Consider the following 15,553-nt stretch of genomic DNA (forward strand, 5'->3'; position numbering starts at 1 on the left):
CATATTTCGCGCAATAGCGGCGTTGGCTTTATTCGGCTACTCGGGTCACATACTTTTGTATGCTCCCCGAGATATCCGAATTTTGCCGCCTTGCTCTAGCACGAACTATTTTGAGTATTATATTGTGATATCAATTCTAGTTATCAATTTTTTCAATTAGCTGATAAGCGGCATTAATGCGGTCGGGGATCGGATACCATTTATTGGCAAGGATCACCACGGCGACTTGTTCTTCTGGAAGAAACACGGCATAAGTGGCAAAGCCATTGGTTGACCCTGTTTTATTATAAAATGCACGGGTTTCTGGTGGCATTGCGGGTTTAATTGCTTCGACTTTTTGTGGCTGTAATGCCATTTCATCACGGTTACCTTGTTGTAATTGTGATAAAGAGACTGGCCACGGGTAACTTTCCCACATCATATCTTGCACAAATGAATCGGTTAGATATAACCCCGTGTGGGTATCTTCAACGGCTTCTTGCCACGATTTTGCGACTTTTACCGTTTGCATATTAATTTCAAGAAAACGAATTAAATCTTTCGCGTTCGATTTTAAACCATAAGCCTCAGCATCTAGAATTTGCGGAGTGACTCGTACAGGTTGGTCTTTTTTATTGTAGCCCTGTGCATAATTTTTTTGTTGATTCTTAGGCACATGAATATAAGTATGCTTGAGGCCAAGAGAAGGCAGCATCAATTTTTCCATGGCTTGTTCAAAAGGCATTTTTAACTGTTTTGCTGCCACAATACCTAATAATCCCACCCCTAAATTAGAGTATGAACGAAACTGACCAATCGCTTTTTCAGGGATCCAGTTTTGGTAATAACGCGTTAATTCCATTGAATTTGTTATTGTTTCAGGTACAAACAAAGGTAAGCCCGATGTATGGGTTGCAAGATTCATAACGCTAATGTGGTCAAAGGCAGAACCTTTTAATTCAGGCAGATAATGACTCACTGTTTGTGAAAAATCTAATTTTCCCTGCACTTGTGCATAGGCAGCCAAAGTTGCTGTGAAAGTTTTAGACAGCGATCCAATTTCAAACAGCGTATTGTTATTGACAGGCTCTTGGGTTTGTTTGGATTGCACGCCATAGTGGTAAATATAGCGTTTGCCTTCCATGGAAATGGCGACAGACATCCCTGGAATACCTTGCTTTTTCATCAACGGTTTAATGATGTTATCAACATCCTGTTGGCTTAACGCGTTGGCTGAAAGGGTCGTAAAAGCCAAACTAAGAGCGACAAAAATCCGCCCCTGACGAAAAAGATTTCTCATAGAGTTGTCCAATTAAATAAAAGTTTAAGTTATTGATAGCTGATTTTGAAAAGTACTTCAGTACGACAAATAAGTGCCGTAATATAGCATTTATTCGGTTAAAGTAGCCGTTGAGCAAGAGTATGCGTGTTTTAAGCTATTTTTTAAAACGATATAAAATTCGATGAGCCAAAAGAAAATCTTATGTCAGGAAATTACCGTCATCGCCTCCCACTTAATGCACTTCGTGCATTTGAGGCATCTGCCCGGCATTTAAGTTTTACGCGAGCGGGGCTTGAATTGAATGTCACTCAGGCTGCAGTAAGCCAGCAAGTTCGGTTGCTGGAAGAACAGCTAGGTTTGGAATTATTCATTCGGTTATCAAGAGGGTTAGCATTAACAGATGAAGGCTTGGCTCTGTTACCTGTGTTGAGTCGTTCTTTTGATCAAATCGAATCGTTATTGTTGCAATTTGAAGATGGTCATTATCATGAAGTGTTAAGTATCTCAGTCGTGGGAACCTTTGCAGTAGGTTGGCTATTACCGCGTTTAAGCAAATTTTCTGATTTATACCCCTATATTGATTTACGTATTATGACCCACAATAACGTGGTCAATTTAGCGGCGGAAGGGGTTGATTTCGCCATCCGCTTTGGGGAGGGCTTATGGCCATTAGTGGAAAATACACCTTTATTTTCGACTTCCCATACAGTGCTATGCACAGAAAAAGTCGCTGCTAATTTAATATCACCACTGGATTTAAAAGATCACAATTTACTGCGCTCTTATCGTAAAGATGAGTGGGAAAAGTGGTTTCTTGCTGCACAAGTCGAGCCATGGCGAGTGAAAGGGCCTGTGTTTGACTCCTCTCGCTTAATGGTTGAGGCCGCAATATTAACGGATAGTGTTGCATTAGTGCCAAGCTGTATGTTTGAGCACGAAATTAGCGCTGGAGCACTCGTTCAGCCTTTCGATATTGGTGTGACATTAGGGGGATACTGGCTAAGTCGTTTAAAGTCGAAGCCGATGACATCGGCAATGATGATTTTTCAGCAGTGGATATTAGAAGAGGCACAATTAAGTTAAGCCAGCACAACAATGTGACTGGCTTAGGTAACGTTAATTTGCAGTTTATCTGAGGGCCATGCTTTAAAACACAAGCGTTTCGGCCTCATATAAACTTTTTTTGTCATGAATAAAGTTATTTGCATGATTTAATGGATTATAGTCGGTGAAAAAATAGGCGGGGTCGATATCGAATATTTGGCAAAGTTGGAATAACGTATCAACATGGATATTTACCTCTCCATTTTCATAGCGAGATTGATGTTGTTGGCTAATTCCTAACAAGGCACTGAGTTCCTTGCCACTCATTCCGTAGCTTTCTCTTAATGACCTAATTTTCACACCAACAGATATGGATACTTTTTTGTTCATAATATTCCTTAATGAATGTTTATTAATATTACTTCGAATGTTGTTATTTATTTTAATTTAGCTAACTCTTTTATATCTTTATCCGATAATAAATCATAAAAGTTAACTTCAAAGTAATTAACATATTGGGCTAAACGGTCTAAATTAATACGGTTTATCCCTCGTTCGTACCTTGATTGCTGTTGCTCACTAATTCCAAAATCATTAGCCATTTTAGATAATGGAATACCTTTCATTTTTCGATAATAAGTTATTTTACGACCGACTAATTTTGATGCAGGATAATTTTTCTGCATAGTAAACTCCTTTTATATCGGAACAACTATTTAAAAATGACTACTTTGACATAAAAAAGAATTTTAAATTAAAATTAGTTTTTTATATTGAATGACTACTCTAGCAGAGTGTAATTAATATAAAAATAGATATTGATCATTAAAATAAAAAATTTTAAAGAAAGTTAAATTATAAATACTGAATTTATTTCATATTGAAACATGAGCTTCTTATTATGAAGATATTTAAATGAACTGTTTCTAATCTATTATATCTAAACTGATGTACAATATATAAATTGTTAATATTATTTGTTGTTATTCATATGAAATATTTATTATGACAGTGCTATTTGCTGCGCCAGCTGTGATGTTATTGGCTGTTTTAACGTAACGAGCTTTCCAATTAAACAGGTATTCATTGGTTTGGATATTATTTTGTAGGCTGGTTTTGACCTTTAGCTTAATGGGGATATTGTTTTTGTCCAGTAACTGGATTGCGATACCTGTCGCAGAATTTGCCCCCGTTAGTTTTATTTTTCCTGTTGTCTCATCAACATACCCAGCACTGCTGGTGACAGTAGCTTTAATATTGGTGCCCTTATCACAGGTTAATATCACGGGGATATTAACCATCTCACTGGTATCACCGATATTCTTAAACTGAGTATCAAACCAATCTCCAAGCTGTACGGAATAGTTAGCTGAAGTTGCTGTACACTTTACAACATTTATTCTGATACCATTTGTGGGCATATAGAGCGTGGATAAAATAAACGTTGAATTTGTCTTGGTATTTTCTTGTGAAAATTGGGCGAGCTGACCCCCTCGGATATAATTACTTGTAGTAACTCGACCTGTTTTCACGATTTCAGTTTTCCATCCTAGGTTTTCAAATCCCCATGACTGATCCGTATAGGCAATTCGGAAGGGAAACCAGATATTGCTGCTGTTAATTCCCACGCGAACACCAATCCCAGGGATATTAGTTGGGGCAATATTATTGGTTGAACTCCAGCCGTTTAAAAAACGCCCAACTTGCCATGCACCACAATCACTATTTGTCCCCGAGTGCGAACTACGCCACCCACTAAACATTGAGGTATTGATTGTTGCAAGCACAACATTGGTTCGCATATCATCATATTGTAGTGTGATAGTTTGATTTTGTAATGTACGTTGTAAATTATTAAAATTTGGGTTTTGATAGCAAGCTGCATTTGTATAAGCAGAAATGGATGATAAAAATCCAATAATAAATAAATGATAAATCTTCACTCATTTTCCTTTATGATTAATTTTAACTTATTTAAAATTTCTTGATTCTCTTTTTCATTTAAAATAAAAAAATGTGCTAGCTCAACGCCAAATATATTAGCATACTCATTTAACCTGTCTAAATTAATTCTATTGATCCCCCGCTCATATCGAGATTGTTGTTGTTCGCTAACACCAACGATAATTGCAAGTTCATGAAGGGACATGCCCTTCATTTTTCGATAATAAGTTATTTTATTTCCAATAATTCTAGATACTGGATAATACTCAGGCATTTAACCACCTCTAATTAGAAATAGAACAAGACACTATTTATTAATGATAAACAAAATTGAATTCTAGATGGCTACGAAATGAACCTGGCTCCATACCACTGCCATAACCGGCTACGCGAGCAGAAAATGGAAACTCCACACTGCGTGTTTGGCTGTTCACGGGAATAGTGATTTTTGCACCATTTTTAAGGGTGGTTTTGCTGGTGCCATCCGCTAAATTTAAGGCGACATTTTTTGCTGTGCCATTATTAATAAAATAGTCGGGAGTGATGGTATCAGGTGTACCAGATAAGGTCATAATAGCTTCTTGAGTCGCCACTGGGCAATTTTTCAATTTTACTGAAAAATCCACCCAAGGGGATTTTTGAGTATCTTTAATATTCCAAATATTGATTTTTTTCAGGTCAATCACATAGTTTGTGGTATCTAATTCACACGGCATAGCCGTAACATAGCCATGAACATTGATATTAATTTGCTGGTCGGCGGCAAACAGTGAGCCAGATACCAGCAATAATGAAAGTGCAAATTTTTTCATTATTTCATTCCTTTTCTTATAAATAGGTAATGGTGGCGGTAATATTGGCAGAAATAGATCCTGGTACCACATTACCCACGGCACTGTAAGCACGGGTACGTAATGGAATGGCAATATCTGACTGTCCATTCAATGGCACCTGTAAGACTTTTAAATTACCTAGGGGAGTAGCTCCGTCATCACTTTGTAATTGCACGGCGACATTTTTTGCGGTGCCTAAGTTTTTATATAAGCTATTGGTGGTATCCCCTGTTTCAGCGGTACCTGTAAAGGTCAATTTGATTTGGTTCACAAATGACGAGCAGTTATTTAAGTTAATATTAAACGTATTCCAAGTAGAACCTGTTTGTGCGCCATTAAAAATATCAATTGGCAAACGTTTCAAATCAATATCGATATTATTACCGCCAGAAATATTACAGGTGGCGGCTTTAATATTACCGGTGAAATTAACAGTAATATTTGTACCTGCAAAAGAGGATAAATGCACAGCGAATAAATTTATCGACAAAATAGCGAGTAATATTTTTTTCATACAATTATTCCTACTCATAGCGAATATTAATAGTGGCAGTGCCATTTGCAGGGCCTGGGGTAATTTTATCGGCAGTTTTAATATAGCGCGCTTTCCAACCGAAAATATAATCGCCTGCGGCGACATTATCTTTTATGGTTCGTTTACTGTTTAAAGGGATATGGTTTTTATTAGCATCAATAATTTGTATCGCAACCCCAGTAGCTTTATCGGCTCCCCCTGACAAGGCTAATTGGCCTTGTGCTGCATTAACAGTGCCACTGGTTGCTGTGACGGTTGCTTTAATATTGGTGCCAGCCATACAGGTTAATGTAATGGGGATATCGACTTCTGTACTGGTACTACCAACTGAAGGGAATTGAGTATCATACCAATCACCTAAATTAATCGTTGGTACGGGGCTTTTTAATGAGCAGCTTAATACGTTTATACGAATGGCATTAGCAGGCATGTTTAGAGTTGTTAAATACCATGTACCTGATACTCCACTATTAGTTTGGGTTAGCTGTGCAACGCTTCCTGAGCGAATCACACCCGAGCTAGTCACTTGCCCAGTTTTTTTGATTGTAATATGCCAAACAGTATCATAGACAATCCAACCTAACTGCCCTGAGCCTTGGGGCCCAAACTGGCGATTAAAATTTCCACCAATACCCCCTGTTGCAACTGTAATGCCAATTCCAGGTATATTTGAAGGTGCGATATAATTATTAGGCGTCCAACTATTGATAAAATTTCCTTGTAAATAGGAATTACCACAACTGGTATTTTCACCATAAGTATTTGTTGATGAAGCGGATAAGTAACGTACATTAAACGAACCAAGATCTCTCGCTGCGGTATCATCATATTGAAGGTTATAGGTAGCAGATGGAATATTAGCCTGTATATTTCTGAAATTAGGATTTTGCGTACAAGCCGCAGTCGCATATCCTGAATATAAATATACACAACTAGCCGCTAATATTGATTGAAAAATTAATTTTCTCATTTTCTATTTCCTTATTATTGGCAAACCGCAGTGGTTTTATATAAGCCCATATAATCCGAAATACCTGCTAAGTTATAATTTACTTGGCATTGTTGTTTCTCATTATATTGAATAATAAACTGCCCACTTTCTGCTAAGCCGGATAAATACACTTCACCGTCATTACCGACAAGGCTATTTAATTGGTTGTTATCGTTAAAGATGGCCTGTGCCCCAAATGGTACTGGTTTACCGTCAACAAAGGTCAGCGCCATAATCGCACGGTAACCAACGTTTGCCGCAAAGCTGGCTTTCACTAAGGCGCCACGGCTTGGTGCGACGGTTTGGCTGGTTAACTCCATTTCGGTATTGTCGGGTAACGCGGAAGTATCGATATCCACGGTATTTTTACGGTAAGCCGTCATGTACGGCACTAACGCATAACCTTGGTTATTGGTTACCACGCCAGCTTGATTCATAATCGGTACATCCCCTGCATTCGGGATTTCCACAAGGGCGGCGGTCTCACCCAACTGTTGCCCTAACACTAGCCCGTTTGAGTGTGCGACTAAGCTGCCGTTCACCCCGTAATAGAGGTTATAGTTGTCTTTGCTGTAACCCGAACCACCAGACACTTCACCATATTGCCCTTTATAGGAGGCATTTAAGTTACCTGTTGTTCCCGTTTCTTGATTGGTAAAGCCTTGTTGCATGCTCCAATTTAAACGGTTATTAAGCTGGGATGCAGACACCCCCATGCTACCTGTGCTGGAGTCACGGCTGCTATGGTTGCTAACAAAGTTGATGTACGCCGTGTCATCAAACAAGCTAAACGGAATATTGACCGAGAACGTGAATAAGTGGTCTTCATCACTCTGGTTTTTCGTTCCCGTAGTGTATGAATAGCTGCTGGTGTTCTTGTTATAGGTATAATTCAGCCCATAGCTGATCCCTTGCCAGCTATTGTTATAACCCAGCGTAGCAGACTGTGTTTTGCGGTCGCTGTTCCAATAATCTTCGTTGACGTAACCCGCTGAAATCGAACCGTAAGTGTCCCCAAGATTTTGACTCAAGGTAATTTCCCCGCGATTACGGCGGCGTTCAATTTCAGGCACATAGTTGGTATCACGGAAGGTATCGAACACTTCCGATAAGCTGTAAAATCCTTCTGTGGAATAACGATAACCCGCTAAGGCGATATTGGTGCCGATATCATTCAGGTTTTTGTTATAGCGAAAACGGTAGGATTGCCCGCGCTCTTTGATGTCGCTACGCAGCTTAGCGTAGGACTGGGTGACGTCAATAGATACCGCCCCAAATCGACCTAAGTTTTGCCCCGCACCCACTGAATAAGATTGATAATCTTCACTTAACTGGCTACCACCGTAGGCGGTCACGCCATGGGGTAAGCCATAAATCAAGGTAAACTGGCCAAATTTGGTTTTATCTACGTTGCTATCGTAAGAGCGATATTCACCCGCAGTGGCGCTATAGGCTAAATACCCTTCGCGTTGTAATACAGGGAGTGACGCAAACGGCACAATTTGTACTTGTTCGCTGCCATTCGACTCTTTTATCGTCACATGTAAGTCACCGCTGCTCCCTGTCGGGTAAAGATCGCTGATCTCAAACGGGCCTGCGGCCACGTCCGTTTGGTAAATGGTATAGCCATTTTGGCGAATGGTGATTTGTGCATTGCTGCGTGCTATTCCACGTACCACAGGGGCATAACCGCGTAAGCTTTCGGGGTACATATCGTCATCGGTAGCGAGTTGCGCCCCACGAAACGGCACGCTATCAAACACTTGAGATGGCGATGTGCTATCTCCCAGTATTAACTGGCTTTTTAGGCTGTTGATACCACGGGATGCATAGGTGTAAATGGTATCCCATTTATTGGATTGCCCGCTGTTATTTGACCATGTGGTGTAGTTACGCAGGCGCCATGCCCCGATATTAATCCCTGGGCGCAGGTTCACGTAGTTTGACGTGGTATCTTCGCCGCCTTTACGGTCAGTATTTTTCGACCCACTGTAGCTGTAATTGAGCAACAGGGCGGTGATGCCATTATCGATATCCGCTAAGTCCACGTAACCCCGCGGGTTTTTCGCCAGTGCGATTTGTGGAATGCTCAAATATAAACGTTGAGAATCAAAATCAAAGTCACTTTTGGCATCAGGAATAGCGGACAAATTGACACAGTTATTTTGGCTATTATTTAATTCAGGGTAATCCGCAATTTTAATATCAAAACTTTTTAAATCATCGAGTGTTAAACATGGTGCTAATTTATTATCACTATTTTTATCAAACTTTAAACTTTTCGCGCCAATTAAATTGGTATTCACATAAATATCGACATAATAGCTGCCAGCTAATTGTTGGTTATTTTCAAATTGGCTTAAGTCCACCGCTTCTTTATTTGGCAATTCTAAAAAGTCAGGGTCAAAATACGTTTTTCCCTCAGCCGTATTATTGTTGGTCGGGTTTTCGGCGTATAAAGGTGCCGTATAGCCTAAATAAATGAATAGGCTAAGGCATATTTTATTTATTTTCATGTTCACAACCTACAAAGATATTGGGCTATATTTTTGCTTCAGACGCCTCAGCGGCAGAGCCATAATCATTAATCACTTCCCATTTCACGGTGCCGTGGGCTGCGTTGTCATTGACGTCAAAGGTGGCGCTAGAAAAGGGTGCTGCATAGGAGACATCACTCACTTTTTTGCCATTAAAGGTAATGCTTTGGAAATTCATAAAATAGGGTGTCGGGTTTTTTACGGTTAATTGATTACCCGATTTCGACCATGTCAGTTTTTTTTGTTGTTCTTCAAAGTTCACGTCTTTAATCGCTGAAGGGCGGTAAATCAATTTCATTTGTGTTTTAAAGGCAATTTGCAACGAATTTTCCGTGCGCTCGGTGGCAGGAATGGTTTTAATATTGAGCCAAAATAACGATTCTTTATCTTTGGGTAAGGTGTTCGCCGTTAAAAAGATACGCAGTGCATTGGTTTTATCGGCATTTAATCGGAATAATGGTGGTGTAATAGTAAAATCCGATTGTTTTTTTTCGTCGATGCCATCAATCCACGATTGAATTAAGTAAGGGATTTTATCGGGGTTTTCGACACTGATACTGACATCTTTATTCCCTTCATTATAAATCACGCGGGTGCCGCCAATAATTACACCAGCGTTAGCGGTTTGCATAAATAAGAATAAAGATATAAAAAAACAAATTAAGCGTTTCATATTATCACCTAGTAATACAGGAATAAGGTTTAAGTCCGTTTAAACCTTAAAGTCCAATTAGTTATAATTGATTGTGAACGTTGCGGTGCCGTTAGCTGGACCCGTTGTTACCGTGTCAGACTTCGCAATATAACGCGCTCTAAAATCTAAGTTATTTTCCACATTTTGCTGTAATGGGTAGTTTTTAGATGCCGTAAACAGCGGAACAACGGTATTTATATCATCAGTAATTTGGATCCCTACACCTGTAGCCACACCCGCTTCTTCTTTTAGCTTGATAACCGTGTCATCTCCTAAATACGAGTCAGCATCGAATTTTACGGATGCCGTGGTGACGGTGGCTGGGCAGTTAATTAATTTAATGGTGAATTTAGTGGCAGCGGCAGTGCTTCCAGCGCTAGGTAATGCGGTTTTAGAAACTTTCCCTAAATTTACTTTTAACGCATCAGAGCCTGCGGCTAATTCACAGGCTTGGTCGGTAATTTCACCCGTGAAATCGATAGTACCGTCAGCAGCGAATGCATTATTAATAGCAAAAATAGACGACGTCGCAATTAACGTTGCGATGATATTCTTTTTCATTTATGACTCTCCAAGGAAGATATTTTATTTGATGGTATTGAGAGCGAGATAAATATTCGCTTACTCAATTGGAGAGTATTTTGTGGTTATTTTTTCAAATAAACAAGTCAACTAAAAAATAGCATTAAATAATAATTTAATTTTATTTTTGGTTTTTTTAAAATAGAAAACACATTATGTGTTAGAGAATGGGCTTATGTTTTAAAATAAAAGAATTTTCATTTTTTATTCATGAATAACTAAAGTTAAATAAAAATAAAAACCCAGTAATAATTTTAGCGTGATTTTTAAATTTTATTCCTCTCGCATAATGTGATTTTTGGGTTTTTAATCTTAAGTCAAATTTTATTTTTGTTTGAAAAGAGAGCGAAATAACGAAAATCAATGATTGATATCGTAATATCTGAAAAGGTTGCTCAAAATAGTATACTCGAATTTCATTGTTTTTATAAAAAACATCTTCGTTATTGCTAAAAATGCTTACAGTTATAGAATAAAAAATTTACGATATAGAAGATGTTTATTTTAGTCGTTATTTTTTAGGTTTTAATCATAAAGTGAAAATTTTGTGTTACTGAGTGGGTTTAAATACTGCCTTTCACAATTGGCATGTTTCCTGTCGTTTTTTTGATTTTTTAGGTCGTAATAAAATAATATTAATTTAAACTAACTTTAAATTAATATTTGTATTTTATATTTCACGTATAATGTGTTCATAGGGTGTTTAATAATTTCACTGGGCTAAATAAGATATGTGATTTTCTTAAAGAGAATCATTAATGTACTGCATTAAATAGAATATCGTATTTTAATGGTCATTATAAGGAGTGGGATAGGGGTTAGTTTGTCTAAAATAGAGAGTGCTTATTTGTTTTAATATGAAACGTTAATAAAACTATTTTATAATTAATATAAAGGAGTAGAGTTCTCCTCTACTCCTTTTTGAATAATTGCCAAAATTAAATGAAGTTACTTAATTTTATTGTGGTTTATTCAATGCCTAATTCTTTTAATTTACGGGTTAGGGTATTGCGCCCCCAGCCTAATAAGCGAGCAGCTTCCTGTTTATGTCCATCGGTGTGTTTCAGTGCGCAGTTAAGTAGAGTGCGTTCTAATAGTGGCACTGTTTGTGCTAATAAATCATCTTTTCCAGCGGATAACGCATGGTCAGCCCACTTTTCCAATAATTCAAACCATTGTGCATCTGAGGTGAATTGATGCACAGGTAAAGGAGCCTTTGCAGGTTCATTGGCCTTTGGTTTATTGGTTTCAGTGTTTTGTATTGAGTGCTCTTCCAGTAAATCATCTGGCAAATCTTGCGGTAAAATTTCTTGGCTTGCCGCCATAACGGTCAGCCAGCGACAGACATTTTCCAATTGGCGAACATTTCCTGACCAATAATAGCGCTGCAGAATTTTTTCACTGTTAGGGTGCAGTACTTTACTTTCTACACCTAACTCCTTTGCGGTATTTTGTAAAAAATAGTGTGCAAGGCGTGGAATATCTTCCGTTCGTTCTCGCAAAGGAGGAAGTTGTACTCGAATCACATTTAATCGGTGAAATAAATCTTCACGGAATAAACCTTCTTTAACCCGTTTTTCAAGATCTTGGTGGGTGGCGGCAATAATTCGCACATCCACTTTCACAGGAGTATAGCCACCAATACGGTAAAATTGCCCTTCAGCAAGAACACGTAATAACCGTGTTTGTACATCAAGGGGCATATCCCCAATTTCATCTAAAAATAATGAACCGCGGTTGGCTTGTTCAAAACGCCCTTGACGAACTTGGGTTGCTCCTGTGAATGCGCCTTTTTCATGACCAAAAAGCTCCGACTCGATGAGATCTTTTGGAATAGCGGCCATATTCAGGGCAATAAATGGCTCACTAACTCGTGGACTATGTTGGTGCAACGCGTGGGCAACAAGCTCTTTCCCTGTCCCTGACTCACCGTTAATCAGTACGCTAATTGATGAGCGCGATAAGCGGCCGATAATGCGGTACACCTCCTGCATTGCAGGCGCTTCACCGATCATGGTGGATGAAACAATCGGCGCTTTTTGTTTTGTTTCACGCCCCGTGTGGTTCTGTTCACGGCTATGATTTAACGCACGTTCAACCAATGCCACAGTTTCATCGATATCAAACGGTTTAGGCAGGTAATCAAAGGCACCAGATTGATAGGCATTAACGGCAGCATCGAGGTCTGAGTGAGCTGTCATAATGATGATCGGCAAAAGGGGGTGTGATTGTTTAATGGTATTGAGTAGCTCAATACCATTGGTTCCAGGCATGCGAATATCGGATAACAAAACATCAGGGAGTGCGTTTTCCAATGCAGCAAGTACTGCATCAGCACTGTCAAAGCAGGTGCAGACAAATTCTGCACTGTTGAGTGCTCGCTCTAAAACCCAGCGAATGGAACTGTCGTCATCCACGACCCAAATTTTTCCCTGCGACATGGTTATCCCCTATTTTTTGATGGGTAGATAAATAGAAAACTCAGTGTGCCCTGGCCAACTGGTAAACTCGATTTTCCCTGCATGTTGATCCACTAAACTTCGCGCAATTGACAGCCCAAGCCCTGTCCCATCAGGTCGGCCACTCACCATTGGGTAGAAAAGCGTATCTTGGATGGCCAATGGAATGCCAGGGCCGTTGTCTTCGATATCAATCCTCGCAGCTAACCGATAACGCTCACCTTGTAGCATGACTTGAAATGCAGTGCGCGTGCGTAGTGTGATATGACCGCCCGTATCAGCGACGGCTTGTAGAGCGTTGCGGGTGACGTTCAGTAAAACTTGTTCGATTTGATCGGGGTAATAGTCTAAATCGGGCAAACTTGGATCATAGTCGCGAGTTAATGTGACATTAGCAGGTTTTTCGAGGGAAACTAAGCGCACCACGTTTTCCATAATATGGTGAATACTTTGCTGAGTTTTTGGTCCTGGATACTGTGGCCCAAGCAATCTATCGACCAAGGCTCTTAAGCGGTCGGCTTGTTCGATAATGACTTGAGTATATTCATTTAATTGTGGGGAGGGCAGCGCCTTAGATAACAACTGCGCAGCCCCCCGCAACCCACCCAGTGGGTTTTTTATTTCGTGAGCCAGACCGCGGATCAGTTCACGCGCGGCAAGTTGCTGTGCATTTTGCGCCAATTCTTGGCTAAGGCGTCGCTGGCTATCGAGTTGTGACAGCTCAACTAAAATAAATTGTTCTGAAAAAGGTTGTGCGCTGAATGACATTACGTGGGAATGGTTATTAAACACCAACGTGACCTCATTTTCAGTAAAACTGTGGCCTTCTTTTAAACTATTGAGCATTAATTCATCATTGAGTGAGCAATAGCTAAATAAGAGTGGAAGGGGAGTCCCATAGAGTTTGCGCTGACTTTGGGTTAGGATTTGCAATGCGGCATGATTGGCGTAATGGATAACCAAATCATAATCCAAAATAAGCACGCTATTAATAAGGGAGTCGAGGATTTGTTCGGGTGCTGGCAAATGTTCGGTTTTCATGTCATGTCACTCCTGCACTATTTTGGTGCATTATACCTGATAGACCAAACAACCGATATTTGATTTTTGTTTCTTTGGTGCAGTTTTAGAGAGAAAAGGCCCCATCAAAAGATGGGGCAAGTGCTTCACGGCAACAAAGACTATCAGTGGAACGGCGTGTTACACACTGTAGTACATTTCAAATTCGAGCGGGTGTGGTGCCATACGGACACGTTGAATGTCAGCACGGGTTAATTCAATGTACGCATCGATAGCGTCATTTGTGAATACACCACCACGAGTTAAGAACTCGCGATCTTTATCCAGTTCCGCTAGTGCTTCATCTAAAGAACCTGAAACAGTTGGGATTTCTTTTGCTTCTTCTGGTGGTAAGTCATACAGATTTTTATCCATTGCATCACCTGGGTGGATCTTATTGATAATGCCATCAAGACCCGCCATTAACTGCGCTGCAAACGCTAAGTATGGGTTAGCTGCTGGGTCTGGGAAACGCACTTCAATACGACGTGCTTTGGTACTTGCAACCACAGGAATACGGATAGATGCAGAACGGTTACGTGCAGAGTAAGCTAGCATTACAGGAGCTTCAAAGCCTGGAACTAAACGTTTGTATGAGTTTGTTGTTGGGTTTGTAAATGCGTTCAGCGCACGAGCATGTTTAATGATACCGCCGATGTAGTACAGCGCCATTTCAGATAAACCGCCGTATTTGTCACCCGCAAACAGGTTCACGCCGTCTTTTGATAAAGACATGTGGCAGTGCATACCTGAACCGTTATCACCGACTAATGGCTTAGGCATAAAGGTAGCTGTTTTGCCGTATGCATGGGCAACATTGTGCACAACATATTTATAAATCTGGGTTTCATCCGCTTTTTTGGTCATCGTATTAAAGCGGGTGGCGACTTCGTTTTGGCCTGCAGTTGCCACTTCATGGTGGTGAGCTTCAACAACTAAGCCCATCTCTTCCATTGTGGTACACATTGCAGAACGCAGGTCTTGTGATGAGTCTACAGGTGGTACTGGGAAGTAACCACCTTTAACGGCTGGACGGTGGCCTTTATTGCCGCCTTCGTATTTTGTGCCAGTGTTCCATGCCGCTTCGATATCATCGATATGGTAGTAGCTGCCGTGCATGTTGTTGCCGAAACGAATATCGTCAAAAACGAAGAATTCAGGTTCTGGACCAAATAACACGATGTCAGCGATACCACTTGAACGCAGGAAATCTTCCGCACGTTTAGAAATGGAGCGTGGGTCTCTGTCGTAACCTTGCATGGTACCCGGCTCTAAAATATCGCAACGGATAATTAAGGTCACATCAGCAAAGAATGGGTCTAACATTGCAGTAGATGCATCTGGCATCAGTACCATGTCAGATTCGTTGATGCCTTTCCAGCCACCAATTGATGAACCGTCGAACATCTGGCCTTCTTCAAAGAAGTCTTCGTCAACTTGGTGAGCAGGGATAGTGATATGTTGCTCTTTACCTTTTGTGTCGGTAAAACGCAGATCAATAAATCTTACATTGTGCTCTTTAATTAACGATAAAACATGTTCAGCGGACATTCTCGGCTCTCCTGGTCGGGTCTAATCAACAAACCGCATCATATTTTGCGTTTGTTGGTTTGT

General features: G+C 40.1%; 15 protein-coding genes. 1 reads left to right on the forward strand and 14 read right to left on the reverse strand.

The features are described from left to right. Positions 1-136 precede the first annotated feature (136 nt). On the reverse strand, positions 137-1,279 hold the full coding sequence (ampC, locus tag PR808_RS05860) for a class C beta-lactamase (protein WP_206084956.1): 1,143 nt from the start codon (positions 1,277-1,279) through the stop codon (positions 137-139). A 183-nt stretch (positions 1,280-1,462) separates the two neighbouring features. On the opposite strand from ampC, the gene PR808_RS05865 reads away from it, so the two are divergent. Further along, the gene (locus PR808_RS05865) at positions 1,463-2,344 is read left to right on the forward strand and encodes a LysR substrate-binding domain-containing protein (protein ID WP_206084954.1); all 882 of its coding nucleotides are present in this window, start codon (positions 1,463-1,465) and stop codon (positions 2,342-2,344) included. A gap of 63 nt (positions 2,345-2,407) precedes the next feature. Here PR808_RS05865 and PR808_RS05870 read toward each other — a convergent pair whose 3' ends face one another. From PR808_RS05870 to glnA, 13 genes are all read right to left on the reverse strand, one after another. Continuing rightward, positions 2,408-2,695 (reverse strand): helix-turn-helix domain-containing protein, encoded by a 288-nt coding sequence (locus PR808_RS05870; RefSeq protein WP_272538918.1) that lies wholly within the window; start codon positions 2,693-2,695, stop codon positions 2,408-2,410. Positions 2,696-2,742: 47 nt separating this feature from the next. Next, entirely contained in the window at positions 2,743-2,991 is a 249-nt protein-coding gene (locus PR808_RS05875) for a helix-turn-helix domain-containing protein (protein WP_272538919.1), read from the reverse strand. A 297-nt stretch (positions 2,992-3,288) separates the two neighbouring features. After that, complete coding sequence (locus tag PR808_RS05880; protein WP_272538920.1) at positions 3,289-4,248, reverse strand: fimbrial protein; 960 nt, start codon at positions 4,246-4,248, stop codon at positions 3,289-3,291. Further along, entirely contained in the window at positions 4,245-4,523 is a 279-nt protein-coding gene (locus PR808_RS05885; protein ID WP_206084947.1) for a helix-turn-helix domain-containing protein, read from the reverse strand. The genes PR808_RS05880 and PR808_RS05885 overlap by 4 nt, the downstream gene beginning before the upstream one ends. Before the next feature lie 40 nt (positions 4,524-4,563). Next, positions 4,564-5,061, reverse strand: a complete 498-nt coding sequence (locus tag PR808_RS05890) for a fimbrial protein (RefSeq protein ID WP_206084945.1) — start codon at positions 5,059-5,061, stop codon at positions 4,564-4,566. 16 nt (positions 5,062-5,077) lie between these two features. Further along, positions 5,078-5,596 carry a fimbrial protein gene (locus tag PR808_RS05895; protein ID WP_206084943.1) on the reverse strand — a complete coding sequence of 173 codons (519 nt, stop codon included), beginning with the start codon at positions 5,594-5,596 and terminating at the stop codon, positions 5,078-5,080. Positions 5,597-5,606: 10 nt separating this feature from the next. Next, a complete protein-coding gene (locus PR808_RS05900) occupies positions 5,607-6,587 on the reverse strand; it encodes a fimbrial protein (protein ID WP_272538921.1) in 981 nt (326 codons plus the stop codon). A gap of 14 nt (positions 6,588-6,601) precedes the next feature. Further along, on the reverse strand, positions 6,602-9,124 hold the full coding sequence (locus PR808_RS05905; protein ID WP_272538922.1) for a fimbria/pilus outer membrane usher protein: 2,523 nt from the start codon (positions 9,122-9,124) through the stop codon (positions 6,602-6,604). Between the two features lie 25 nt (positions 9,125-9,149). Further along, positions 9,150-9,818 carry a fimbrial biogenesis chaperone gene (locus PR808_RS05910; RefSeq protein WP_206084933.1) on the reverse strand — a complete coding sequence of 223 codons (669 nt, stop codon included), beginning with the start codon at positions 9,816-9,818 and terminating at the stop codon, positions 9,150-9,152. A 57-nt stretch (positions 9,819-9,875) separates the two neighbouring features. Then, positions 9,876-10,400, reverse strand: a complete 525-nt coding sequence (locus PR808_RS05915) for a fimbrial protein (protein ID WP_206084931.1) — start codon at positions 10,398-10,400, stop codon at positions 9,876-9,878. A gap of 989 nt (positions 10,401-11,389) precedes the next feature. Beyond that, on the reverse strand, positions 11,390-12,862 hold the full coding sequence (gene glnG / locus PR808_RS05920) for a nitrogen regulation protein NR(I) (protein WP_206084929.1): 1,473 nt from the start codon (positions 12,860-12,862) through the stop codon (positions 11,390-11,392). Positions 12,863-12,871: 9 nt separating this feature from the next. Continuing rightward, positions 12,872-13,921 (reverse strand): nitrogen regulation protein NR(II), encoded by a 1,050-nt coding sequence (gene glnL / locus PR808_RS05925; protein ID WP_206084927.1) that lies wholly within the window; start codon positions 13,919-13,921, stop codon positions 12,872-12,874. 159 nt (positions 13,922-14,080) lie between these two features. After that, positions 14,081-15,490 carry a glutamate--ammonia ligase gene (gene glnA / locus PR808_RS05930; RefSeq protein ID WP_206084925.1) on the reverse strand — a complete coding sequence of 470 codons (1,410 nt, stop codon included), beginning with the start codon at positions 15,488-15,490 and terminating at the stop codon, positions 14,081-14,083. Between the last annotated feature and the right edge of the window lie 63 nt (positions 15,491-15,553).

The sequence above is a fragment of the Providencia sp. PROV197 genome, from assembly GCF_028479625.1.
Lineage (GTDB): Bacteria > Pseudomonadota > Gammaproteobacteria > Enterobacterales > Enterobacteriaceae > Providencia > Providencia vermicola.